This is a genomic window from Pseudomonas fluorescens, from assembly GCF_000730425.1.
Taxonomy (GTDB): domain Bacteria; phylum Pseudomonadota; class Gammaproteobacteria; order Pseudomonadales; family Pseudomonadaceae; genus Aquipseudomonas; species Aquipseudomonas fluorescens_X.
The window spans coordinates 5827030-5849515 of sequence record NZ_CP008896.1 but is presented as its reverse complement, the minus strand read 5'-3'; the positions used below and the strand labels follow the sequence as shown (position 1 = coordinate 5849515).

The 22486-nt window shown below is 59.5% G+C and carries 24 protein-coding genes and 2 pseudogenes; 12 read left to right on the top strand and 14 right to left on the bottom strand.

Features of this window, described 5'->3' with window-relative positions; all coding sequences use genetic code 11:
- Nucleotides 1-66 precede the first annotated feature (66 nt).
- The 5 genes from HZ99_RS26360 to HZ99_RS26340 form a co-directional block, all read right to left on the bottom strand.
- Complete coding sequence (locus HZ99_RS26360; RefSeq protein ID WP_038447310.1) at nt 67-2154, bottom strand: LTA synthase family protein; 2088 nt, start codon at nt 2152-2154, stop codon at nt 67-69.
- Between the two features lie 337 nt (nt 2155-2491).
- Entirely contained in the window at nt 2492-2683 is a 192-nt protein-coding gene (locus HZ99_RS26355; protein WP_003172956.1) for a PLDc N-terminal domain-containing protein, read from the bottom strand.
- 67 nt (nt 2684-2750) lie between these two features.
- A complete protein-coding gene (locus HZ99_RS26350) occupies nt 2751-3281 on the bottom strand; it encodes a hypothetical protein (RefSeq protein ID WP_038447307.1) in 531 nt (176 codons plus the stop codon).
- Nucleotides 3282-3415: 134 nt separating this feature from the next.
- On the bottom strand, nt 3416-3931 hold the full coding sequence (locus tag HZ99_RS26345) for an ankyrin repeat domain-containing protein (protein ID WP_038447305.1): 516 nt from the start codon (nt 3929-3931) through the stop codon (nt 3416-3418).
- Nucleotides 3932-4041: 110 nt separating this feature from the next.
- Entirely contained in the window at nt 4042-5868 is a 1827-nt protein-coding gene (locus HZ99_RS26340) for a long-chain-acyl-CoA synthetase (protein ID WP_038447303.1), read from the bottom strand.
- 350 nt (nt 5869-6218) lie between these two features.
- Here HZ99_RS26340 and HZ99_RS26335 point away from each other — a divergent pair, with 350 nt between their 5' ends.
- A complete protein-coding gene (locus HZ99_RS26335; RefSeq protein ID WP_038447301.1) occupies nt 6219-6497 on the top strand; it encodes a DUF3509 domain-containing protein in 279 nt (92 codons plus the stop codon).
- 53 nt (nt 6498-6550) lie between these two features.
- On the opposite strand, the gene HZ99_RS26330 is transcribed toward HZ99_RS26335, so the two are convergent.
- The 4 genes from HZ99_RS26330 to aroC form a co-directional block, all read right to left on the bottom strand.
- The gene (locus tag HZ99_RS26330; RefSeq protein WP_038447299.1) at nt 6551-6853 is read right to left on the bottom strand and encodes a response regulator transcription factor; all 303 of its coding nucleotides are present in this window, start codon (nt 6851-6853) and stop codon (nt 6551-6553) included.
- Nucleotides 6854-7067: 214 nt separating this feature from the next.
- Nucleotides 7068-7613 carry a 1,2-dihydroxy-3-keto-5-methylthiopentene dioxygenase gene (locus HZ99_RS26325; RefSeq protein ID WP_038447297.1) on the bottom strand — a complete coding sequence of 182 codons (546 nt, stop codon included), beginning with the start codon at nt 7611-7613 and terminating at the stop codon, nt 7068-7070.
- A gap of 46 nt (nt 7614-7659) precedes the next feature.
- Nucleotides 7660-8856: an MFS transporter gene (locus tag HZ99_RS26320; protein WP_051903254.1), complete on the bottom strand. Its 1197-nt coding sequence runs from the start codon at nt 8854-8856 to the stop codon at nt 7660-7662.
- The gene (gene aroC / locus HZ99_RS26315; protein ID WP_038447295.1) at nt 8819-9910 is read right to left on the bottom strand and encodes a chorismate synthase; all 1092 of its coding nucleotides are present in this window, start codon (nt 9908-9910) and stop codon (nt 8819-8821) included. Before aroC ends, HZ99_RS26320 begins: the two co-directional genes overlap by 38 nt.
- 142 nt (nt 9911-10052) lie before the next feature.
- Here aroC and HZ99_RS26310 point away from each other — a divergent pair, with 142 nt between their 5' ends.
- Both HZ99_RS26310 and HZ99_RS26305 read left to right on the top strand, forming a co-directional pair.
- Nucleotides 10053-11015 carry an alpha/beta hydrolase gene (locus HZ99_RS26310; protein WP_038447293.1) on the top strand — a complete coding sequence of 321 codons (963 nt, stop codon included), beginning with the start codon at nt 10053-10055 and terminating at the stop codon, nt 11013-11015.
- Between the two features lie 100 nt (nt 11016-11115).
- A complete protein-coding gene (locus tag HZ99_RS26305; RefSeq protein ID WP_038447291.1) occupies nt 11116-11919 on the top strand; it encodes a hypothetical protein in 804 nt (267 codons plus the stop codon).
- A gap of 96 nt (nt 11920-12015) precedes the next feature.
- Here the strand turns inward: HZ99_RS26305 and prmB are convergent, their stop codons facing one another.
- A complete protein-coding gene (gene prmB / locus HZ99_RS26300) occupies nt 12016-12924 on the bottom strand; it encodes a 50S ribosomal protein L3 N(5)-glutamine methyltransferase (protein WP_038447289.1) in 909 nt (302 codons plus the stop codon).
- 239 nt (nt 12925-13163) lie between these two features.
- Here prmB and HZ99_RS26295 point away from each other — a divergent pair, with 239 nt between their 5' ends.
- The 3 genes from HZ99_RS26295 to HZ99_RS26285 all read left to right on the top strand — a co-directional run bounded on the left by HZ99_RS26295 (nt 13164) and on the right by HZ99_RS26285 (nt 14851).
- The gene (locus HZ99_RS26295) at nt 13164-13754 is read left to right on the top strand and encodes a cysteine hydrolase family protein (protein ID WP_038447288.1); all 591 of its coding nucleotides are present in this window, start codon (nt 13164-13166) and stop codon (nt 13752-13754) included.
- Nucleotides 13755-13896: 142 nt separating this feature from the next.
- Nucleotides 13897-14217, top strand: a complete 321-nt coding sequence (locus HZ99_RS26290) for a hypothetical protein (RefSeq protein ID WP_038447285.1) — start codon at nt 13897-13899, stop codon at nt 14215-14217.
- 76 nt (nt 14218-14293) lie between these two features.
- Nucleotides 14294-14851 (top strand): Smr/MutS family protein, encoded by a 558-nt coding sequence (locus tag HZ99_RS26285; protein ID WP_038447283.1) that lies wholly within the window; start codon nt 14294-14296, stop codon nt 14849-14851.
- Between the two features lie 77 nt (nt 14852-14928).
- Here HZ99_RS26285 and HZ99_RS26280 read toward each other — a convergent pair whose 3' ends face one another.
- Nucleotides 14929-16260, bottom strand: coding sequence for an MFS transporter (locus tag HZ99_RS26280; protein ID WP_200876625.1), 1332 nt, complete (start codon nt 16258-16260; stop codon nt 14929-14931).
- A 193-nt stretch (nt 16261-16453) separates the two neighbouring features.
- Here HZ99_RS26280 and HZ99_RS29350 point away from each other — a divergent pair, with 193 nt between their 5' ends.
- The 3 genes from HZ99_RS29350 to HZ99_RS26265 all read left to right on the top strand — a co-directional run bounded on the left by HZ99_RS29350 (nt 16454) and on the right by HZ99_RS26265 (nt 18125).
- A complete protein-coding gene (locus HZ99_RS29350; protein ID WP_051903252.1) occupies nt 16454-16981 on the top strand; it encodes a hypothetical protein in 528 nt (175 codons plus the stop codon).
- Between the two features lie 124 nt (nt 16982-17105).
- Nucleotides 17106-17651, top strand: coding sequence for a GTP cyclohydrolase I FolE (gene folE / locus HZ99_RS26270; protein ID WP_038447281.1), 546 nt, complete (start codon nt 17106-17108; stop codon nt 17649-17651).
- A gap of 102 nt (nt 17652-17753) precedes the next feature.
- Nucleotides 17754-18125, top strand: a complete 372-nt coding sequence (locus HZ99_RS26265) for a glutathione S-transferase N-terminal domain-containing protein (protein WP_038447279.1) — start codon at nt 17754-17756, stop codon at nt 18123-18125.
- A gap of 122 nt (nt 18126-18247) precedes the next feature.
- Here the strand turns inward: HZ99_RS26265 and HZ99_RS26260 are convergent, their stop codons facing one another.
- Together HZ99_RS26260 and HZ99_RS26255 are read right to left on the bottom strand one after the other, a co-directional pair.
- Complete coding sequence (locus HZ99_RS26260) at nt 18248-18850, bottom strand: glutathione S-transferase family protein (RefSeq protein WP_038447277.1); 603 nt, start codon at nt 18848-18850, stop codon at nt 18248-18250.
- A 10-nt stretch (nt 18851-18860) separates the two neighbouring features.
- Nucleotides 18861-19302, bottom strand: a pseudogene (locus HZ99_RS26255) (hypothetical protein); the annotation flags it as partial.
- A 10-nt stretch (nt 19303-19312) separates the two neighbouring features.
- Here HZ99_RS26255 and HZ99_RS29345 point away from each other — a divergent pair.
- The 3 genes and pseudogenes from HZ99_RS29345 to HZ99_RS26245 all read left to right on the top strand — a co-directional run.
- Nucleotides 19313-19408 (top strand): annotated as a pseudogene (locus tag HZ99_RS29345) (MarR family transcriptional regulator); the annotation flags it as partial.
- A 222-nt stretch (nt 19409-19630) separates the two neighbouring features.
- Nucleotides 19631-20962 carry an NCS2 family permease gene (locus HZ99_RS26250; RefSeq protein ID WP_235205612.1) on the top strand — a complete coding sequence of 444 codons (1332 nt, stop codon included), beginning with the start codon at nt 19631-19633 and terminating at the stop codon, nt 20960-20962.
- Nucleotides 20963-21025: 63 nt separating this feature from the next.
- Nucleotides 21026-21652, top strand: coding sequence for a LysE family translocator (locus tag HZ99_RS26245; protein ID WP_032863245.1), 627 nt, complete (start codon nt 21026-21028; stop codon nt 21650-21652).
- A 133-nt stretch (nt 21653-21785) separates the two neighbouring features.
- Here HZ99_RS26245 and uraH read toward each other — a convergent pair whose 3' ends face one another.
- Entirely contained in the window at nt 21786-22139 is a 354-nt protein-coding gene (gene uraH, locus HZ99_RS26240; RefSeq protein WP_038447273.1) for a hydroxyisourate hydrolase, read from the bottom strand.
- Nucleotides 22140-22486 lie beyond the last annotated feature (347 nt).

The window sequence follows — 22486 nt, the reverse complement described above, 5'->3', positions numbered from 1 at the left end:
ACAGCGATAAACAAGATGCAAAAAAAAGAGGCCTTCAAGAAGGCCTCTTTTTTATCGGCGCCGGGTTTAGTCCGGCTTGCCGTCTACGACGCCTGCGGTGTTATCCAACAGGCTCTTGGTTGCGGTTTGCAGGAACGACTCAAGTTTGCGCTTGAGCTCGGCCTCATCCGCCGACTCAGGGATCACCTTGCCGCTAGGGTTGGCGCCCAGTTCGTATTGCCACAGTTTGGGTGGCATTTCCTTGGGCAGTACCAACACGCGGTCAGCGGTAAGCAAGGCCACGGTCTGATCGCTGCCCGATGGCTTGATCACACCAAAACCCTTGTCGCCTTCCGGCAGGTTGAGCAAGTCGCGACCCCAGCACTGGTGGCGGGTTTCACCGCCCAGGCGGCCCATGATGGTCGGCACGATATCGATCTGCGTCCCCACGGTGTGGTCACGCACCCCGAACTTGTCCTGCACGCCCGGTGCAATCAGCAGCAGCGGCACGTTGAAACGGCCCAGGTCCATTTCGGTGATCTGTTGCTCGTTACCAAAACCATGGTCGCCGACAACCACAAACAGCGTGTCCTTGAAGTACGGCTCCTTGCGGGCCTTCTCGAAGAACTGGCCGAGGGCCCAGTCGGAGTAGCGCATCGCCGTCAAATGGTCGTTGAGGCGACCACGGTCAGTGACCGGCTCGACCGGCAACGGTGTCGGCAAGGCATACGGCGTGTGGTTGGACAGGGTCTGCAGCAGTGCGTAGAACGGCTTGCCGCCTTCGCGTGCCTTCAGCTCTTGCAGGCCACGGTTGAACATGTCCTGGTCGGAGACGCCCCAGGTCGGATCGGAGAACACCGGGTCGACGAAGTCATTGCGACCAATGAAGTTGGTCATGCCCTGGTTGCTGAAGAAGCCCGACTGGTTGTCCCAGGCGAAGTCGCCGTTGTAGACATACACGTCGTCGAAGTCACGGGCACTGAGCAGTTGCGGCAAGCCCGACAGCTTGTGGCTGCCTTCCGGGGTCTGCATCAGGTATTCGAAGCCTGGCAGGTTCGGGAAGCAGGCCATGGTGGCGAACATACCCTGGTGGGTATGGGTGCCATTGGAGAAGAAGCGGTCGAACAGCAGGCCTTCCTTGGTCAACTCGTCAAAGTACGGCGTGATCTTGCCGCCATTGCCCAGGGCGCCCACCGAGTGACCGGCAAAGCTTTCCATGAGGATCACCACGACGTTCTTGATCGGCAGGGTCTTCTCGGCGGGCGGTGTGAAATCTCGGCGCACGGCGGCGGTGTCGGCATCGACCAGTTTTTCGTCAGGCATCACCAGCATGTCGCGCACGGTCTGGGTGGCCAGCGGCTGCTCCAGGGTGGCTTTCCAGACGTTCTCGCGATGCTCGGAGAAACGCGCCTTGGCCGCACCGATCAGCGACAGCGTACCGTTGAGGCCCAGGTGGTTGGCGAAGTTCGAGTCGGTGGTGTACACGTCGCCCCAACGCAGTGGCGGGCCCTGGCGCAGGGTACCGCGCGCGGCGACCACGGCAATCAGCAGGCAGACCACGAACACCGCGATGCGGCTGTACCACGGCGCAACCTGACGGGTACCGACAGCACCGCCGCTGAACGGCCCACGGGGGCGCGTCGCACGGTCGGCGCCCTTGAAGGCGATGCTCAGGATAAACGTACCCACGGCCCATCCCAGCAGGTAGCGCACCACCGGGAAACCGTACCAGAGCATGCTCATCACGGTTTTCGGATCTTCCTTGACGTATTGGAAGACCAGGCCGTTGAGGCGCTGGTGGAACTCGCGGTAGAAGTCCATCTCCATCAGGCCAAGGAACAGCGCGATGCTGGAGACCACGGTCAGCCACAGCCGGAAGAACCCGCGGGCGGCCATGGCACGCACACTGAACAGGGCCAGGATCAGCGGGATGCTCAGGTACACCACCAGGCGCAAGTCCATGCGCAGGCCATTGCCGAACGCTTCAAGGAAGGTCGAGGCCGGGGTGTCGAGCATCATGTCGCGGTTGTAGATCAACAATCCCAGGCGCAGCAGGGAAAGCATCACCATCATGACCAGGGCGCAGAGCAGCGTGTAGGCCAGGTGGGATTTGACGGTGGGTTGCAGCAGGCGATTAGAAGCTCGCTGCTGTTTCAGGGCGTCCGGGTTTGCCATGTTGTTTGAGGACCCATTGGAAGTTTAAGTTGCGAAATAATGCAGCGGCGTCCTGCCCCGACCAATAAAGGCACAGGGTCCAGGGTATTACGCGGTGGGCAGATGGTGCCCGATCAACGTCAGCAACGCTATTGATTACTCATCGCGCAGGGCTCCTGACAGCACAGACGGACCGTGGCAGGAAAATAAAGCGGGAGAATTGTCTTGGATGAAGTGTGAAAATTTTGTGCAGCGAATATCTCGACACACAAATCTGTAGGAGCCGGCTTGCCGGTGATAGCGGCGTGCCAGGATAAACCGCTATCGCCGGCAAGCCGGCTCCTGCAAAAGGCGAGGATCAGATCCGCACATTGCCCCGTGGCCCGGCAATGGCCCAGATAATCAGGCCCAATACCGGCAACAGCAGGATCAACAGGATCCACAACACTTTGGCCCCGGTGCTGGCGCCGCTTTTGAACACGTTGATGATCGCCCAGATATCCAGCGCCAGGATGATCAACCCGATCAGACCATTAAATGTGGAACCCATGGTGTCGCTCCTAAGTGAGGGCTTGCCTGCTTAGGATAGCCAGCCCTGGCGAGGGTTCCGTTTTATTTCAGACGTGTAATGCGATACGCAGGGCTTCCAGGGACGGCTCGCCCTTGATCCCGACTGCGGCACACAACTCCATCACCCGTGGCACGTCATTGCCATACACCAGCACTGCCTGGATCTCATCATCGAGCAACTGACTGAAGTTCATCAGGGTATAGCCGCCGTTTTCCGGGTTCATGGCACCGAGTTGGATCTGGATACGATTGAGCGCCGTCAGCGCTTCGGTCTTGGCCAGTTGCTTGGGCTTGAGATTGAACGCAACGTCGGGACCGAAGGAGGCAACGATCTGGGCGAACAGGTCCTGGTAGGTATCGGCCTGGAACAACACCGTTTCCGGCAGGCTACCGACCACAATCCACTCGCCCAGGGGGATGGGGAAGGTATCGTCGTAGTTGATATCGGGGTTGGCCGCCAGGAACCCGTCGGTATCGGCGTAGGCCTGGGTGGCCTCGTCGGCGATCTGCGCTACCTCGGCGTCGCTCATCAGTCCGGTGCTGATTTTGCCGATGAGTTCGATGAGCGCGGTTTTCATGGGTACATCCTGTGCTGGGGCCGGTTTTGGGGGCGCGACGATAACACTGGTTGATAAACGCGACAAATCCCCCTTGCCGGCGATGGCGTCAGTGAGATCGCCATCGCCGGCAAGCCGGCTCCTACGGGCGCGCGTCAGGCCAACTGCTGCAGTTGGGCTGCGGTGTCTGCGGCCCCCATGGTCTGGGCCGCCGCCAGGGCAGTCACACCCTGGGCGTCCGTCGCCTTGGGGTTGGCTCCCACGCTGATCAGGTATTCCACCATTTCGGTGCGGTTGAACATCGCCGCCATCATCAATGCCGTGCGGCCATCGGTGGATGCAGCTTCGACCGGGGCACCACCTTCGATCAAGGCCCTGACCACCTCAAGGTTGCCTTTGAACGCTGCGCCGGCAATCGGTAGTTGGTGCTTCTCGTTGGCGATCTGCGGGTCGGCCTGGAACTCCAGCAGCACTTTCACCGCCTCGGCGTGCCCGTGATAGGCAGACAGCATCAATAAGGTGTCCCCATTGTGATTACGCAGATTGACCGGCAACCCCTTGGCCAGCAGCGCAGCCAGCAGCGCGGTATCGCCTCGGCGGGCCACGTCGAAAACCTGCTCGGCGAATTCGGCGGCTTCTTCTTCGGTCATTTTTTTGACTTGATCTGACATCTGCGGCTCCCTGTGGGGTGTGGCGTAAGGCCGTCAGTTTCCCGAGCAGCGCTACGCCTGTCACTCCTTTTCTGCCAAAAGCCGCGATAGTCAGGCTCTATCAGTGTGCCTTAGTAGCGATATTTTCCACCCTGGATATCCGCCAGCACCTGCGCGGTCACGGGCACATAGGCATCAGTGCCCGGCAACCAGGCATACAGTGGATCATCACCGACCCGGGCCAGGTCGAACGCTTCCTCCTTGAGCCGTACCTTCTGGTACTTGAAGGTGCCGGTGGTTTCCATCTTCACCTTGATCCGCAGGAACAACGGCACCGCATAGGCCGGCATCTGGCTCTGGGCAAACTGCAACAACGCCTGCATATCCAGGGCAGCCAGGGATTCGGACGGGGTAATCGCCGCCATCCCGGCGCGGCCGTTGGTGTTGGCGATCTCCACGCCATAGACCACTGCCTCAGCGATCTGTGGGTGCTGCATGAAAATGTTTTCTACCTCGGTGGTGGAGACGTTTTCGCCCTTCCAGCGATAGGTGTCGCCCAGGCGGTCGACGAATTGCGCATGCCCAAAGCCGATGCTGCGCAACAGATCGCCGGTGTTGAAATAGCGATCGCCCTTTTCAAAGACATCGCTCAACACCACCTTACGGTTCTTTTCCGGGTCGGTGTAGCCATCGAACGGCGCCTTGTCGTCGATCCTGGCCAGCAGCAGGCCCTGCCCGCCTTTCTGCACCTCACGCATAAAGCCATTGCTGCCACGGATCGGCTCGCAAGTGTCGTGGGCGTAGTCCACCAGCGCCCAGTGCATCAGGGAAAAGCCGATGGTGTTGTCGAAATTCAGCACATTGGTGAAGCCGATATTGCCATCGCTGGCCGCGTACAGCTCACAGATATGCTCGACACCAAAGCGCTCCTTGAACGGCCCCCACACCCCGGGGCGCAAGCCGTTGCCGATCATCTTCACCACCCGGTTATCACGGTCGCGCTCGCTGGGCGGCTGGTCGATCAGGTAGCGGCACAACTCACCGACATAGCCCAGGGTGGTCGCGTTGAATGTGCGCACATCGTCCCAGAACTGGCTGGCGCTGAACTTGCGGCGGATGGCAAACCCCGACGCGCCGGCAATCGCCGAGCCCCAGCACACACACAGCCCCGTGGCGTGATACAGCGGGAGGGTGCAATAGACGACGTCCTCAGGGCCCATGTCCAGGGCGATGGTGCCGAAGCTGGCCGAGGATTTCATCCAGCGCCCATGCTTGAAGATACCGGCCTTGGGCAAGCCGGTGGTGCCGGAGGTGTAGATATAGAAACACGGATCGTTGAAGTAGATCTGTTGGCTGCTGGCCGGGTTATCCGGCGAGCAGTCCGCGCTGGCGGCCATCAGGTCGAGATAGCCCGCGGGCACCGGCGCCGCCTGTTGCTCTGGGACGTACCAGGTACGCAGTGGATCCAGCGCCACCTGCCCGCGCACCGCATCGTAGGCGTCGACCAGTTCGGCACCGACGACAATCGCCACCGGGTTGACCAGGGTCAGGCTATGCACCAGCACCGCCTGGGTTTGCGCGGTGTTGAGCATGGCGCAGATACCGCCGACCTTGGCCACCGCCAGCACGGTCAGGAGCAGTTCGGGACGGTTTTCAATAAACAGCGCGACGACATCGCCCTTGCCAATGCCTTGGGCCTGCAAGTGATGGGCAATGCGGTTAGCGTGTTGATTGGCCTGGTGGTAACTGAGCACCCGGTCGCCATACAGCAGCGCGGCGCCCTCGGGATTGCGCTGGGTGGCCTGCTCGAAGGTCCAGCCCAACCCGCACGGCTGGTCAGGGTCAGTGATATTGGCGACGCGGATACCACGCACCAATCGTGGCAGGGCCCTGACAATGGCCGGCACCTTACGCAGCATCATGCCGAGGGTAATCATCTCGCTGTTCGGATTGCTCATGCACAGAAGTCCTTTTTCTTATTATTCGTAGGGTCTGCGGGCCTGCATGCGGTGTAGGACCGCTCCTAAATGACTTGCAGGAAAATACGCCAGCCATTCCTTGGCTGTACACGCAGGATTTGCAATGTTTTGTATCCCACGAAGGAATGGAGCCCAGCACCGTTCGTCACCGAGCTATAACGCAAAATGCAGGATGCACGATGGCCATTCATGCATATTGCACGAAATCGAAAACTTCTATTTTTTATAAGATATTGATTTATAAGATATTTCTATAAATCACGATACTGGCACAATCACTGCACCTATCTCTCCATGCCGCACAACACGAGCCAATGGAGCCGATAGACATGAGCCTGATCCAAGACAAATTCGCTTCTGTATTCTCCAACTACGACGTCACCACCCAACCGCGTCCGGATGGTGGCATCCTGCTGACCCTGCGCAACACCGAGGGCAAGCAGATCAAGCGTTCGATCTCGTACCAGCAACTGCACACGGCTGACCAACTGACCTGGGTCATCAGCGCTATTCGTCGTGACCTGGCCGAGCAGGCCAGTGAGCTGCCGCAGATTTCGATGCTGCAGAGCCAGCACCGTTTCGCCCTGCCGACCTACCACTCGGCCTGAGTACCGGTTTGTTTCCCGGGGCCGTGAAGCCATTGTGCTTCACGGCCCTTTTTTTACCCGCACAGGCCACGCTTGATCGCCTCGCTTACCGCCTGGACCCGGTTACTGACGTGCAACTTGCAGTAGATATTGCGCAGATGAAACTTCACCGTGGCCTGTGAGACACAACGGATCCGGCTGATTTCCCATACGGTCTTGCCTTCCGTGGCCCAGCGCAGTACTTCCAACTCCTTGGCTGTCAGCGGTTTATCCGGCAACGCCAGTTGTACGCCGTCGGCTCTATCGACGGACGCCTGCTCACAGGCTTGGTCTGGGGTAGGATCCACGGATGGGCTCGGCTCCTCTGGGCTGCTCATGCATACCTCTGCGTCTCTTATTGATTTGCACTGCCAATATTCGGACTCCTCCTATTGACAGACGAAATGCACAACGACGGGAGAGTTACATAAAGCCTGGGATTAACACATCGACCCACGGACAAATAGCTGTAACTTACAAACTATAAAGCCCATTCCCACAAACTTATCCAACTTGAGCGTATTGAATAAGTTTGTAGATAGTGAACTAACGTCAATCATCCAACCCGGGGAAACCTTGGGCGATGTCACTGCCGGTCACTTGCGCCACGGCTCCGGACGCCGTCTTGAACAGGCTGATGGCAACCACACGCGGCTCTTCTCCCAGGTCAAACCAGCGCGACATGCCCGCCGGGATGCGCAGCAGGTCGTGTTTTTCGCAGAGCACCGTGTAGACGTAATCGTCGATGTGCAAGCCAAGCAAGCCCCGCCCTGCGGCGAACAAGCGGATTTCGGCGGCATCCTGGCGATATTCATCGCGCAAACTTGCAGCAAGGGCGCTCTTTTGCGGATGCTCGCCGTTCACACTCAGCACCTCCACCTGCGTATAGCCCTGTGCTGTCATCCAACTGTCGATCTGCGTTTGGTACGCCGCCATCACCTCGGCCGCGCTGGCACCGGCCTCGATGCGGGTGTTGGCCGGCCAGCGCTCGAAGCCCACGCCCTGCTCGGCCAGGGTCGCGGCAATATCGTCAGCGTGGGTCAGAACCTTGTTTGGAGTGTCCGGGGTGGCAACGTGATAAACGCAAAGAATGCTCATGAAAAAGGTCCTCGGGCGGTAAAAGTCTGCAGATGATGGGCCAGGCTCACAACTGTTCCTCGGGCAAGCGCAGGGCTATGATCAACGCGGCGGCCAGGGCCGCGAGGCTGGCGATACTGAATGTTAGGGTCGGCCCCAACAGGTTCCAGCTGTACCCGGAATACAAGGCACCCAGGGCGCCGCCGGTGCCGGCCAGCGCCGCATAAAGGGCCTGGCCCTGGCCTTGCTGGCGCGCGCCGAAGCTGCGCTGCACAAACTGGATGGCCGCCGCATGAAAGCTGCCAAAGGTCGCGGCATGCAGCACTTGGGCGAGCAGCAGCACCCACAGGAATTCGGCGAACGATCCCAGCAACAACCAGCGCAACGCAGCCAACAGGAAGCTGGCCACCAGCACCCGGCGCACCGAGAAACGCGTGAGAATCCGGCTCATGGCCATGAACATCAACACTTCCGCCACCACGCCCAGGGCCCACAACAGGCCGATCACGCCACGGCTGTAGCCGAGGTTTTCCAGGTGCAGGGTGAGGAAGGTGTAGTACGGGCCATGGCTCATTTGCATCAAGGCGACACACGCATAAAACGCCAGCACGCCAGGGCTGCGCAACTGCCGCAGGAAGCCATCGCCGGCTCCGCGATCACCGGTAGAGGCCGGCTGGGCGTTAGGCACCCACACGCTGGCACCGATGATGCCGGCCATGATCAACACGATCGCCACCGGGTAGATATCCAGGCTCAGGGCCTCGAACAGCCGTCCCAGGGCGACGACGGCGAGAATAAATCCGACAGAGCCCCACAGGCGGACCTGGCTGTAGCGTGAGGTCTGGCCTTGCAGGTGCGCCAGGGTGATGACCTCGAACTGCGGCAGTACCGCATGCCAGAAGAACGCATGCAGGGCCATCACCAACGCCAGCCAGGCGTAGCTCTGGCTGACAAAGATCAGCGAAAAACTGAGCAACGTGCACACCGCGCCAAACCGCACGATGGCCAGGCGCCGCCCGGTGTAATCCCCCAGCCAGCCCCAGATATTCGGTGCTACGCAACGCATCAGCATCGGGATCGCTACCAACTCGCCAATGCGCGCGCTGGAGAACCCCAGATGATGGAAGTACAGCGCCAGGAACGGCGCCGTCGCCCCCAGCAGGGCGAAATAAAACAGGTAGAAGCTGGAAAGTCGCCAGTACGGGAGTGCTGTCACGGTCAGACCGTCACAGCTGGCCCAACACCGGGGTACTGACGCGTACATCGGCATTCTGCCCACGGTGACGCAGCAGGTGGTCCATCAGCACAATGGCCATCATTGCCTCGGCAATCGGCGTGGCGCGGATACCGACGCAAGGGTCATGGCGGCCTTTGGTGATCACCTCCACCGGGTTGCCATGTACGTCGATGGAACGCCCCGGCGTGGTGATGCTCGACGTCGGCTTGAGCGCCAGGTGCGCTACGATCGGCTGGCCGGACGAGATACCGCCAAGAATGCCGCCAGCGTTGTTGCTGACAAAGCCTTCGGGGGTCAGTTCATCGCGATGCTCGGTGCCGCGCTGGGCAACACAGGCGAAACCGGCACCGATTTCCACGCCCTTGACCGCATTGATGCTCATCAGCGCGTGGGCCAGTTCGGCATCCAGGCGGTCGAAAATCGGCTCGCCCAGGCCCGGCATCACCCCTTCGGCGACCACGGTGATTTTCGCACCCACCGAATCCTGGTCACGGCGCAACTGGTCCATATAGGCTTCCAGCTCCGGCACCTTGTCCGGGTCGGCGCTGAAGAAGGCGTTGTCTTGCACGCTGTCCCAGGTCTTGAACGGGATTTCGATAGGGCCCAACTGGCTCATGTAGCCACGAATGACAATGCCCTGGGTGGCCAGGTACTTCTTGGCAATGGCACCGGCGGCCACGCGCATCGCGGTTTCCCGCGCCGAACTGCGGCCACCGCCACGGTAGTCGCGCTCGCCGTATTTATGGTGATAGGTGTAGTCGGCGTGAGCCGGGCGGAACAGGTCCTTGATCGCCGAGTAGTCCTTGGACTTCTGGTCGGTGTTGCGGATCAACAGGCCGATGGCGCACCCGGTGGTGCGGCCTTCGAACACGCCGGAGAGGATTTCGACTTCGTCGGGCTCCTGGCGCTGGGTGGTGTGGCGGCTGGTGCCGGGCTTGCGGCGGTCGAGGTCACGCTGCAGATCGTCCAGGGACAGCTCAAGGCCGGGCGGGCAGCCGTCGACAATGGCGACCAACGCCGGACCATGGCTTTCGCCTGCGGTGGTGACAGTGAACAGCTTGCCGTAGGTATTGCCGGACATGCACAGCGCTCCGTGAAATCAGTTGAATCAACTCAACCGTGATAACTAAGCACGCCAGTATACGCAGGCTCACTCAGTAGTTCATCCTCGAAACCTTCCCGGTAGACGTTGGTCCAACCGGCACCTTCCTGATGATGGCGCGATGATGCTGCGAGTTTTACTGTTCACCCTCACCCTGATCTGTACCGCTGCCCACGCCGCCGCCCCTGTGGTGTTGCAACGCCCCATCAGCCTGGACACCGGCAGCGGCGAGTTGTTTGGCTCGCTACTGCTGCCCCAATCTGCCAAACCCGTGCCCGTGGTGCTGATCATTGCGGGCTCCGGCCCCACCGACCGCAACGGCAACAGCGCCGAAGGGGCACGCAACGACAGCCTCAAGCGCCTGGCCTGGGTCCTGGCCCGCCATAATATTGCCAGCGTGCGCTACGACAAACGCGGCGTGGCCGCCAGCCTCAAGGCCACGCCCGACGAGCGCAACCTGACGCTGGACGCCTATGTAGCAGACGCGGTGGCCTGGGGCAAACTGCTCAAGGCCGACCCACGATTCGGGCCCTTGGTGGTGCTGGGCCACAGTGAAGGCGCCTTGGTGGCAGCCCTCGCCGCCCCTGAACTCGGGCCCGCCGGGGTGATTTCCCTGTCCGGCAGTGCCCGCCCGGTGGACCAGGTGATTCGCCAGCAACTGGCGGATCACATGCCACCAGCCCTGCTGCTGCGCAGTAACCAGATTCTTGATCGGCTCAAGGCCGGCCAGGTGGATGCCGATGTGCCCGGCCCGTTGCAGGGGATTTTTCGCCCCAGCGTGCAGCCTTACCTGATCAGCCTGTTTCGTGCTGATCCTGCGGCGGCTTTCGCCCGCCTGACGATGCCGGCCCTGATTGTCCAGGGCACCACCGACCTGCAAGTGGGAGTGGCTGATGCCGAAAAGCTCAAGCAGGCCAAACCCGACGCCGAACTGGCGGTGATTCCTGGCATGAACCACGTCATGCGGATCGTGCCCAACGACGTGAAACAGCAGTTGAGCTCCTACAACGACCCGCAATTGCCCCTCGCCGATGCGCTGGGCAGGCGCCTGGTGGGCTTTATCGACGGACTTCGCCCCCGATAAGCGGTTATTGCCCCTCCAGTCCTGGAGAAAACGGCCGATAAGCACAGGGTCGACAGCAAAAAGCCTGTCGACTTGCTGGGCTTGGACAGGATCGCGCCGAATGACGAACACCGAAGCAGTACCCCAACCTCCCGCCGAAACCACCGCCGACACCGAAGCGGCGACTGCGGCTGCGCTGCCGTGGGCGGAGGTTGAGGCCGAACACTTCAAGATGCTGCGCCTGGCGCCCTTGGCCACTGACCGCGCCACTGGCGCCCGCCCCTTACGCTTTGTGCAGTTTGGCTACGCCGAACGCAACAACAAGGACCACAGCCTGCTGCGCATGGTCATCCAATTGCCCGCCCAACGGGTACGGCGTGAACAGAATCACCTGGATGTGTGGGTCGACCACGCCACTCACCGCGTGCATTTCGGCCCAGGTAACAGCCTGGAAATCGAACCGGCGAACCGTGGCCTTGGCCGTTTTCTGGTGGCGCAAGGCGCCGCGTGGGCGAAAAAGAAGTGGTCGCACTATCGCGTCGACGGCATCGATCTGGCGAACAAAGACGCACTGAACGAAGCCACGCGCCTGCGGCGCGACCATTTTTTGCGTATTCAGGGGTTTGATGTGGCCTATGCCGATGTCCAGCATCTGAAGGGGCATGTGCAGCCGAGCAAGGTCAGCGAAGTGCTGGACAGCTGGAATACCGAGAAGGTGCAGTTCGTGGAGATCCTGGAAGCGGCGCAGATGCTGCAGCAGGCCGAGCAGAATCTGGCGGAACAGGAAGTGAAACTGCGCCACGAAGAAGAAAAGGTTATCAAGTTCAAGCGCGAAGACAGCGGTTTGCGCTTCACCATCACCTGCCTGGTGGCGTTTACCGTGTTCCAGGCGGGGTTATTGATCTGGATTGCGACACATCGCTAAACCCATGCGCCTACCTTTGTAAGAGCCCGGCTTGCCGGCGATGGCACCAGTAAGATCACCATCGCCGGCAAGCCGGGCTCCTACAGGGGATATCGATCAGACGCAGGCGGCAAACACCGCCTGATGCATCCGGCACTGCTCCGCCGTCAGCATGAACACACCATGGCCACCGTTCCTGAACTCCAGCCAGGCAAAATCCACTTGCGGGTACAACGCTTCAACGTGTACCTGGCTGTTCCCCACCTCGACAATCAGCAGCCCCTTTTCGGTCAGATGATCAGCCGCCTCGGCCAGCATCCGGCGTACCAGGTTCAAACCATCATCGCCGCAGGCCAGGCCCAACTCGGGTTCGTGCTGGTACTCGTCGGGCATGTCGGCAAAGTCTTCGGCATCGACATACGGCGGGTTGGACACAATCAGGTCAAAGCGCTGGCCGGGCAAACCGTCGAAGCCGTCACCCTGCACGGTGTACACCCGCTCGTCGACGCCATGGCGCTCGATGTTCTGGTTAGCCACCTCTAGCGCTTCGTAGGACAAGTCCCCCAGCACCACTTCGGCCTCCTGGAACTCATAGGCGCAGGCAATGCCGATACAACCGGAGCCGGTACACAGGTCGAGGATGCGGGCGGGCGGTTGGGCGAGCCAGGGTTCGAAACGGTTTTCGATCAGTTCGCCAATCGGTGAGCGCGGGATCAGCACGCGCTCATCGACGATAAAAGACATGCCGCAGAACCAGGCTTCGTTCAACAGGTAGGCGGTGGGTACGCGTTCGTGAATGCGTCGATGCAGCAGGCGCTGCACGTGGGAAATTTCTTCTTCTTCGAGGTTGCAGTCCAGATAGCTGTCGGCAATTTCCCAAGGCAGGTGCAGCGCACCCAATACCAATTGCCGGGCTTCATCCCAGGCATTGTCGGTACCATGGCCAAAAAACAGGTCTTCCCCATGGAAACGGCTGACAGCCCAACGGATATGGTCGCGCAAGGTGCGCAGGCGGGAAGTGATCACGGGGGCAAGCTCCAGGAAAAAACGACTGGCAATTCTAACAGCCTTAAGCTGTACGGACGATGTATGAAAAACCTTTGCGAAACGTCAGATCCAACCTGATTCAAGGTTTTTCTGTTACACAGCAGCCCCTCTTGACAGGGCTGTAGGCCAACAACGGCGCACCTTACGTTAGTAGCGATTCACAGAACCGCTCAGCCAGAGGACAATGTCGCAAAAGCCCCACTCACAGGAGCCCCAGAATGTCCGTTCCAAAGACGATGTTTCAACTCAGCGGTCGCGGTTACGCACCGGCCAATTTGAGCCACGCGACCCTTGTGATCATCGATGCCCAGAAAGAATACTTGAGCGGCCCGCTCGCCCTGTCGGGCATGGACGCCGCCGTGGAAAACATCAAGCTACTGAGCGCTGCCGCGCGCAAGGCCGGGCGCCCGATCGTGCATGTCCGCCACCTGGGCACCGTCGGTGGCCTGTTCGACCCTCAAGGCGAGCGCGGCGAGTTCATCCCCGGCCTGGAGCCGCAGGACGGCGAAACCATCATCGGCAAGCTGCTGCCCAGCGCCTTCCATGGCACTCCCCTGGAAAAAACCCTGCAGGACCTGGGCTCCCTGGACTTGATCGTCTGCGGCTTCATGAGCCACTCCAGCGTCAGCACCACCGTGCGTGCGGCGAAGAACCTGGGCTTTCGCTGCACCCTGGTGGAAGACGCCTGCGCCACCCGCGACCTGCCTTACAAAGGCGGCATCCTCAGCGCCGAACATGTACAGCAGACTGAAATGGCCATCATGGCCGACAACTTCGCCACTCTCGCCCTGACCCAAGATCTGATCTGATCGCCCTGTCGATGAGCGGCGCGGCCATTTCGACGGCCCCGCTCATCCGCTAAAGCCTGTCATTTACCGCAATTGCCTCCCCGCCCGGAACAAGTTGTTTATCTTCCGGTCGAAGGGCCGATACCCTGGAGGAAAGGTCGGAATGAAAATATCCGATGGTTTTGACGCTCGTCGCTTGCGCCCCAAGGGCCCGAGCAACTGGCGTCTGCGCCTGGGCGTGGCATTCGCCGCGTTGCTGGCGTTGTGTGGCTTGCTGCTTTCATTGGCCGGCGCTGCCGGCCTGTTCGGTCACTTGAGCGCGCTGGGCGAACTCAATGCCAGCCCAGGCGGTGCGGCCGTGCTGTTGGCAAGCGGGCTGTTGGTCCTCTGGCTGGGCGTCTGGTTGTGGCGTCGCTGCCGACGCCGCATGCGCCAGCCACTGTCGCTGAACATCGCCTCGCACCTGATGAAAAAACACGATTGAGGGCACACTGATAGCGTTTTGTCCCGCATCAACCGCCTCGATTTGGGTAAACTGCCCGCCCTTCGCGGAGGCTGACATGCAAGACGACGATTTTTCCCTGTTCAAGAACGAGCTGCGTGGCGTCAAGCCGATCAAGCACGACCGTGCCGACACCGGCAAACCCAAGAGCGACCGAGCGCAGATCGCCAAGTTGCGCCAGGCGGCCACGGTGCGCACTGACGCCACCACGGTGGACGGCCTATCGGACCAGTTCGTGATTGACGTCGGCCCCGAAGATGAGTTGATGTGGTCCCGTGATGGGGTTCAGGAAAGCCAGGTGCGCAAGCTCAAGGCCGGACAGATCCCCTTCGAAGGCAGCCTCGACCTGCATGGCATGACCGTGGAAAAGGCCCGGGAAACCCTCTGGGCCTTCCTTGCCGAAGCCACCCGGTTCGAAATTCGCTGCGTACGCGTGACCCACGGAAAGGCCGTGCGCCTGGACGGGAAGCGCCCGATGATCAAGAGCCACGTCAACACCTGGTTGCGCCAGCATGCCCAAGTGCTCGGTTTCACTTCCTGCCAACCACGCCATGGCGGTGCCGGCGCGGTGTATGTGATGCTCAAGCGCACGATGCTCGAAGGGCGTGACGAGTAACCCATGCTTGCAGCGATCAAGTGGGCTGCGACGAAACGAAAAGGCCCGCCAATAGCGGGCCTATTCAGACAAGTTGATTAACTGCTAATAGCGGCGATTTGTGCAGCACGACGATTCTTTTTGCCAATTAAAAACACCAGCAGCGAACCGGTAGCAGTTAGCGCACAGAGTGGCATCAGCGCCATTGGGAAGCTACCCGTCTGATCACGCAACACGCCGATAACAGAGCTCATGGCGCCAGTGCCCAAATGGGCAAGGGTATTGATCGCGGCAATCCCTGTGGCCAAGGTCGCTGGCGGCAGGGTTTCGGAGCACAGTGCCCAGAACGGCCCTTTTATTGCGTAGTTACCCATCAATACAAATGTCAGTAGTACCAACGTAATGGTCAGTGAGTCCGTGAATAACGTGGCGGCGAAACTCACTGCCGTAATGACCAGTGGAATGGCGGTGGCCTTGATCCGCTCTCCACTTTTGTCAGCACGCATCCCCCAGAAAATCATGAAGGCTGCGGCGAAGCCGAATGGAATCATATTCAACAGGCCGGTTTGCATGTCCGAAAGATGAAAGGACTTCAGGATCTGCGGCATCCACAACGAAAGGGTATTGCTGGTGGCCGAACTGCCCATGTAAATCAACGACAGCACCCAGATGTACTTGTTGGTGAACACGGCCTTGAGCACACCGCTTACGCTATGAGGATGTTTTTGCGTAGCGTTTTCCCGTGCAGCCTGTTCTTGGGTCAACTGCCCGCTCAGCCAATCCTGTTCCTGTTGAGTCAGCCACTTCGCTTCACTAGGCCGGTTGGGTAATACCTTCAAGGCCAGCAAACCCAGAATGATCGCAGGGATTGCTTCAAGCATCAGCAGCCACTGCCAGCCACTATAGTCCGCCAAACCATCCAATTTCAGTAACAGTGCCGACAATGGCGAGCCGATGAAATTAGACAATGGAATGGCAACCATGAAGATCGCGATAATGCGAGCCATGTATGCTTTAGGGATGCATTGTGAGAGATAAAGAATTACCCCTGGAAAGAATCCGGCTTCTGCCGCACCCAAGAGGAAACGGGATACAGAGTAAGAGATTGGCCCGACTGCAAATGCAGAACAGAAACCAACGATGCCCCATGTAATCATGATTCGCGCGATCCAGCGACGGGCACCAAAACGCTCCATGGCCATGTTGCTGGGCATTTCGAATAAGACATACGCAACAAAGAATAGTGTTGCGCCGAACCCGAAAGCACTGGCTGTCAAGCCAATCTCCTGATTCATGGTAAGGGCTGCAAAGCCGATGTTCACTCGATCAACGTAGGCAATGAAATAACAGAGCACCAGAAAGGGAATCAGACGAAATCCCAACTTACGCATTGTCGATTTTTCAATCTCGTCATCTGATTGTTTACTCATAAACCGCTCTCTTGTAATTGGAATTGGCTGCTTTTCGACAGAACCTCTCGATGAGGGACGAGAGATGTGATGGCAGGTTTTCATCCCAAACTTTCAGAAACCTTTCATTACAAAAAAGCAGATAAGTGGACACTCGTCTGGCACGTGTAGTAAGGCAAGAAGCAATTTTTGTGCGAGTGGATGACTGATCCCCATGGATCAAATCACGTCGCCGATGCTCAGAAAGATCGTGAGCGAAACAGAATGGAAGTCGCCAACAGTCAGACAATCGGCAATTCAGCGGCTTACCACATTGCTTGAGACGGCCGTGAAGGATGAGTTGCTCACGCGCAACCCAGCAGTCGAGGAAGCAGGTCGGGTTACTGGGCACCTGTACCAGGCGCTGACCAGTTCAATACGGATGTACGCAGCCTACTTTAAGTTTGCGTTTTACACGGGCATGCGACCTGGTGAGGTAGCGGCGTTGCGAGCCAAACAGAGCCGCCGGCAGCATAAGCAATCGCCGTATGTGTTCCCGCCGACCAGGAACGTTGAGTACATCCAGCAGGCCAACATGACCGACAAACACTTCCAGGCGGCTCTGGTAGAATTGAAGATCCGAAGCCGTCGGCAATACAACTGTCGGCACACCTACGCTACTATGTGCCTAATGGCAGGCATGAACCTCGGGTTCATAGCGAATCAGCTTGGTCACAGCGTGCAAATGCTGCTGTCCACTTAAGCCCGATGGATAAACTCCAGCGAAGACTGGAACGCGCTCGGGAAGCTTGAACAAAGCCTGAATGGTACAAAATTGGTACAGGCAGAAACCGTACCGCTCTGAAACCCATACGGAATACCGCCCTGTGACTTTGGAACAAAATTACACAGCGATCCTCGGCCAAATCGGCGAGGACGTCTCCCGCGAGGGCCTGCTCGACACGCCAAAGCGTGCCGCCAAGGCCATGCAGTACCTTTGCCGCGGCTATGAGCAGACACTGGAAGAGGTCACCAACAGCGCCCTCTTCAGCTCCGACAACAGCGAAATGGTGCTGGTCAAGGACATCGAGTTGTACTCGCTGTGCGAACACCACCTGCTGCCGTTCATCGGCAAGGCGCATGTCGCCTATATCCCTAGCGGCAAGGTCCTGGGCCTGTCGAAGGTCGCACGGATCGTCGACATGTATGCCCGTCGCCTGCAGATCCAGGAAAACCTCAGCCGCCAGATCGCCGAAGCGGTCCAGCAGGTGACCGGCGCCCTGGGCGTTGCCGTGGTGATCGAGGCCAAGCACATGTGCATGATGATGCGCGGTGTGGAAAAGCAGAATTCGTCGATGATCACATCGGTGATGCTGGGTGAGTTCCGCGAAAACGCGGCCACCCGCAGCGAGTTTCTCAGCCTGATCAAGTAACAGGCAGCGTCAGAAAAAACCGGCATTCATCGCCGGTTTTTTTTCGCCTGTAGAAATCAGGTAAGCTGCGGCCCCTTCTGTCATGGGCAAGAGGTTTCAGCCATGTTCGTCAAAGCACTTCGAGTGGGCCTCGGCCACGTCATCATCGCGGGCGACTTCCTTACCCGTCCGCGTAAAAAACAGCGCCCCGCCGAACAACAGGCGCAGGTCAATGAAGCGGCCAAGGACTTGACCCTGTATCAGTTCCACGCCTGCCCGTTCTGTGTGAAGACCCGCCGCACCCTGCACCGCCTGAACGTGCCGGTGGCCCTCAAGGACGCGAAGAACAACGAACAGGACCGCCAGACGTTGCTTACCCAAGGCGGCAAGATCAAGGTGCCGTGCCTGCGTATCGAAGAAAACGGTCAGACCACCTGGATGTACGATTCCAAGGTGATCATCGATTACCTGGACAAGCGCTTCGCCGCGATCTGACAGACAACGCGGTCAAAATGTGGGAGCGGGCTTGCTCGCGAAGGCGGTGTGTCAGTCAATTATTCATCAACTGACCCTACGCTTTCGCGAGCAAGCCCGCTCCCACATTTAGGTCGCGCCTATCAGTCGAGCATCGGTACGTGCCGAGGATGGCTGGCCACCCGTGCAAGCCAGGCCTGCACGGCCGGATAGGGGCTCAGGTCAAAACCACCCTCATGGGCCACATGGGTGTAGGCATACAGCGCAATATCGGCGATCGAATACTGGTCGCCCACCAGGTAGGGCGTGGCTTGCAGCTGTTTTTCCATGACCCTCAAGGCCTTGTAGCCGCCTTTATGGGTAGTCTTGTACTCCTCCAGCCGATCTTCCGGCAGCCCCAGGTAAAACTGGATAAACCGCGCCACCGCAATGTACGGCTCATGGCTGTACTGCTCGAAAAACTGCCACTGCAGCACCTGGGTGCGCAGGCGTGGTTCGCTGGGCAGGAACTCGCTGCCGTCGGCGAGGAAATTGAGGATCGCGTTGGATTCCCACAGACAGGTGCCGTCTTCGAGTTCCAGTACCGGGATCTTGCCGTTGGGGTTCTTCGCCAGGAACTCGGCGGTCTGTGTGTCGCCGTTCAAGATGTCGACATTGACCCACTCATACGCGATGCCAAGCAGGTTGAGCATCAACTTGACCTTGTAGCAGTTGCCCGAACGGTAATCGCCATAAACCTTGTACATGAAGCTCCCCTTATGCCGCTTGCGCGCGCTGTGCTTGACGGATCACCGCCGCGAGACGTTTGAGACCTTCGCCCAGGCGCGCCGGGTCGATGTGGCTGACATTGAGCCCCAGGTGCCCGTGGTGCTGGTCCGGCGCGGAAAAAAATCGCTCACCGGGCATGAACACCACGTCCTGCGCCAGCGCTGGAGCCAATAAGGTGCGGGTGTCCAGAGGTTGTTTCAAGGTCAGCCAGAAGAATAATCCACCCTGGGGCACTTGCCAGTCGGCCAAGTCCTGGAAGTGCCGGATCGGTATAGATCCAACTGGCCTTGCGCAGCCGGCTGGCAATCGGCCGCGCACGGCCACCATCGAAGGTCAGTTCGCGGTACGGCTCGTCTTCGATCAGGGCCACACCGAACTCATCCAGCAATGCCGCCACGGCATCGTGCTTGGCTTCGCTGTAGCGCACCGCCCGGAGCGTCAAGCAAGTCAAACTGCTGCAACGCGCCTTCGCCGAGGCCGGCGAAGAGGCGGTCAATGGCTGGCTGGTGGTGAACAAGGCCCTGTCGTTGCCTTGAAACTGGCCTTTCATCTTTTTTGCACACATAATCGCAAACATTATTTGCTTTATTTGTATACAAAAGCATAATTCGCTTCGTGCGAGTTCCTGACCTAATGGTCAACAAAGCCCGCTGGTACCTCAAAGCGCCGCTGCCCACTCATGTGTCCGGCGCTGGAAATAACAATAAAACTCTTGAGGAGTACTTGCTGTGGAAAGCCATAAATCCGACGCCCCGACCCTGGACCTCAGTCCGCCCCATCTTTCAACCACAAAGCAGGGCTGGCTGGAGCGCCTGTTCAAACTCAGCTTGCATGGCACCACAGTGAAGACCGAATTGATCGCCGGCCTCACCACGTTTATCACCATGGCCTACATCATCTTCGTCAACCCCAACATCATGGCCGATGCCGGCATCGACCACGGTGCCGCCTTTGTCGCCACCTGCATCGCTGCCGCCCTCGGTTGCCTGTTGATGGGCCTGTACGCCAACTGGCCAGTCGGCCTGGCGCCAGGCATGGGCTTGAATGCATTTTTTACCTACACCGTGGTCGGTACCATGGGCTACACCTGGGAGACCGCGCTGGGTGCGGTGTTTATCTCCGGCGTGCTGTTCATGATCCTGACGCTGTCGCGCATCCGCGAATGGCTGCTCAACAGCATTCCGGTAAGCCTGCGCCATGCCATGGGCGCCGGGGTGGGTCTGTTCCTGGGGGTGATCGGTCTGAAAACCGCCGGCATTATCGTTGCCAGCCCCGCCACCCTGATCAAGCTCGGTTCCCTGCATGAGCCAGGTCCACTGCTGGCGGCCATTTGCTTCCTGCTGATCGCGATCCTCAGCTACCACCGGGTATTCGGCGCGATCCTGATCAGCATCATCGCCGTCACCCTGGCCGGCTGGGGCCTGGGCCTGGTGCATTACCAGGGCATCGTTGCCGCCCCGCCGAGCCTGGCACCAACCTGGATGGCGATGGACGTGATGGGTGTGTTCAACGTCAGCATGATCAGCGTGGTGTTTGCCTTCTTGTTTGTGCATATGTTCGACACCGCCGGCACCCTGATGGGCGTCGCCCAGCGCGCCGGCCTGGTGAAGGCCGATGGTAAGATCGAAAACCTCTCGCGAGCCTTGAAAGCCGATAGCGCCTCCAGCGTGTTTGGCGCGGTGGTCGGTGTGCCGCCCGTCACCAGTTACGTGGAAAGCGCCGCAGGCGTGGCTGCCGGCGGGCGCACCGGACTGACAGCCGTGACCGTGGGCGTGCTGTTTGTGGCGGCGATGTTTTTCGCTCCACTGGCGGGCATGATTCCTGCGTACGCCACCGCCGGCGCGTTGATTTATGTGGCAATGCTGATGATGAGCGGCATGGCCCATATCGAGTGGGACGACGCCACGGACAGCATTCCGGCGATTGTCACCGCAATCATGATGCCCCTGACCTTCTCGGTCGCCGACGGCATCGCCCTGGGCTTTATCACGTATGTAGCCCTCAAGGCCGGCACGGGCAAGTACAAGCAGATATCCATCAGCCTGTGGGTGCTGTGCGCGATTTTCATCGCCAAGTTTGTCTTCCTGTAACTCGGAAACCGGCGAAAACCGCCTCACCTCCGGGTGGGGCTTTTGCATGTATGGAGGAATGTAATGAGCGTGGAAACCTGGCTGCTGTTCAGCGGCGCTGCTTTGATCGTGATTCTGATCCCGGGGCCGCTGTCACTGCTGATGATCAGCAACAGCCTGAACTACGGCCTGCGCCGGTCGTACCCGGCCTTTCTGGGCGGGGTGTTTGCCTCGATCTGCCTGCTGAGCGCCTCGGCCCTGGGCCTGGGGGCGCTGTTGCTGGCGTCGGAGCAGTTGTTCAGCGCCTTGAAGATCGTCGGCGCACTGTATCTGTTCTACCTGGCCTGGCAGAGCTGGCAGCAGTCACGCCTGCCGTCCCAGGGCGCCGTGGTGCCGGACGCAGCGCCCGTGCCGCGCTTTCGTGCGCTGTTTGGCCGGGCCTTTGTGCTGGGTGCCAGCAACCCCAAGGACATTCTGTTTTTCGCCGCGTTCCTGCCGCAGTTTCTCAGCAGCCAACAGCCATTTCTGCCGCAGCTGTTGATCATGATTGCCACCTGGACCGTGCTGGACCTGCTGTGCAAGCTGGCCTACGGCCTGGGAGCCCACGGCGCGGCGCGCTATTTGCGCACCGGCAAGGGCCAGAGCTGGTTCAACCGCTTCAGTGCCGGGTTGTTTGGCAGCGCCGGGGCGGCGTCGCTGCTCAGGGGCTAAGGGATCCGGGCCCTGGTGCCCACTGTAGGAGCGAGCTTGCTCGCCCCTACTTTTCCCCAGGCAAAAAAAAGCCCGCAGTGTGAGCGGGCGAAACCAACGAAGAGCATTTGGGGGTGTGAAGCGAGGTGACGACTCAGCTACCGCGATAGGTCGAATAGCTGTAAGGCGAAATCAGCAGGGGTACATGGTAGTGATCCTGTTCGGCGCTGATGCCAAAGCGCAGCACCACCACATCAAGAAACGCTGGCTGGGGCAGTTGCACACCACGGGCGCGGTAGTAATCCCCGGCACTGAACTGCAACTGGTAGACCCCACTGCGGTAGTCATCACCTTGCAGCAGCGGCGCGTCGCAACGGCCATCGCTGTTGGTCAGGGCGCTGGCGACCAGCTCCAGTTGCGCGCCTTCGACGCGGTACAGTTCAACCTTGATGGCGCTACCTGGACAGCCGTGCGCGGCGTCCAGTACGTGTGTGGTCAGTCGTCCCATGGATCGGAGCTCCCGTGTCATCGATTAATAAGAGGCCGCACTTTTATGGGGCACTGAAAAAGCCGGCGATGGCTGATTAAGACACTTTTCAAAAAAATTGTACACAATAAATTCAACAAACATCCCTCCCCCCCCTATAGGAACCGGCTTGCCGTCGATGGCGGTGTATCAGCGAGCAATACCGTTGCAGGAAGATCGCTAGCGCTGGCAAGCCAGCTCCCACAGGAGAGCAGTGCCGTAGGCTTTTGAGATTTTAGTTGACCGACCAGGCAGGTTTCTTGCAAAGATAGGCCGCTGCTACCGCTTGGAAAAAATGCAGAAATACAGGCTTACAAAGTGACCGACAA

Bases quoted from the DNA above. Each gene is read 5' to 3' on its own strand.
- HZ99_RS26360 (WP_038447310.1), bottom strand. From the start codon at position 2,154: ATGGCAAACCCGGACGCCCTGAAACAGCAGCGAGCTTCTAATCGCCTG.
- HZ99_RS26355 (WP_003172956.1), bottom strand. From the start codon at position 2,683: ATGGGTTCCACATTTAATGGTCTGATCGGGTTGATCATCCTGGCGCTG.
- HZ99_RS26350 (WP_038447307.1), bottom strand. From the start codon at position 3,281: ATGAAAACCGCGCTCATCGAACTCATCGGCAAAATCAGCACCGGACTG.
- HZ99_RS26345 (WP_038447305.1), bottom strand. From the start codon at position 3,931: ATGTCAGATCAAGTCAAAAAAATGACCGAAGAAGAAGCCGCCGAATTC.
- HZ99_RS26340 (WP_038447303.1), bottom strand. From the start codon at position 5,868: ATGAGCAATCCGAACAGCGAGATGATTACCCTCGGCATGATGCTGCGT.
- HZ99_RS26335 (WP_038447301.1), top strand. From the start codon at position 6,219: ATGAGCCTGATCCAAGACAAATTCGCTTCTGTATTCTCCAACTACGAC.
- HZ99_RS26330 (WP_038447299.1), bottom strand. From the start codon at position 6,853: ATGAGCAGCCCAGAGGAGCCGAGCCCATCCGTGGATCCTACCCCAGAC.
- HZ99_RS26325 (WP_038447297.1), bottom strand. From the start codon at position 7,613: ATGAGCATTCTTTGCGTTTATCACGTTGCCACCCCGGACACTCCAAAC.
- HZ99_RS26320 (WP_051903254.1), bottom strand. From the start codon at position 8,856: ATGTACGCGTCAGTACCCCGGTGTTGGGCCAGCTGTGACGGTCTGACC.
- aroC (WP_038447295.1), bottom strand. From the start codon at position 9,910: ATGTCCGGCAATACCTACGGCAAGCTGTTCACTGTCACCACCGCAGGC.
- HZ99_RS26310 (WP_038447293.1), top strand. From the start codon at position 10,053: ATGATGCTGCGAGTTTTACTGTTCACCCTCACCCTGATCTGTACCGCT.
- HZ99_RS26305 (WP_038447291.1), top strand. From the start codon at position 11,116: ATGACGAACACCGAAGCAGTACCCCAACCTCCCGCCGAAACCACCGCC.
- HZ99_RS26295 (WP_038447288.1), top strand. From the start codon at position 13,164: ATGTCCGTTCCAAAGACGATGTTTCAACTCAGCGGTCGCGGTTACGCA.
- HZ99_RS26290 (WP_038447285.1), top strand. From the start codon at position 13,897: ATGAAAATATCCGATGGTTTTGACGCTCGTCGCTTGCGCCCCAAGGGC.
- HZ99_RS26285 (WP_038447283.1), top strand. From the start codon at position 14,294: ATGCAAGACGACGATTTTTCCCTGTTCAAGAACGAGCTGCGTGGCGTC.
- HZ99_RS26280 (WP_200876625.1), bottom strand. From the start codon at position 16,260: ATGAGTAAACAATCAGATGACGAGATTGAAAAATCGACAATGCGTAAG.
- HZ99_RS29350 (WP_051903252.1), top strand. From the start codon at position 16,454: ATGGATCAAATCACGTCGCCGATGCTCAGAAAGATCGTGAGCGAAACA.
- HZ99_RS26265 (WP_038447279.1), top strand. From the start codon at position 17,754: ATGTTCGTCAAAGCACTTCGAGTGGGCCTCGGCCACGTCATCATCGCG.
- HZ99_RS26260 (WP_038447277.1), bottom strand. From the start codon at position 18,850: ATGTACAAGGTTTATGGCGATTACCGTTCGGGCAACTGCTACAAGGTC.
- HZ99_RS26245 (WP_032863245.1), top strand. From the start codon at position 21,026: ATGAGCGTGGAAACCTGGCTGCTGTTCAGCGGCGCTGCTTTGATCGTG.
- uraH (WP_038447273.1), bottom strand. From the start codon at position 22,139: ATGGGACGACTGACCACACACGTACTGGACGCCGCGCACGGCTGTCCA.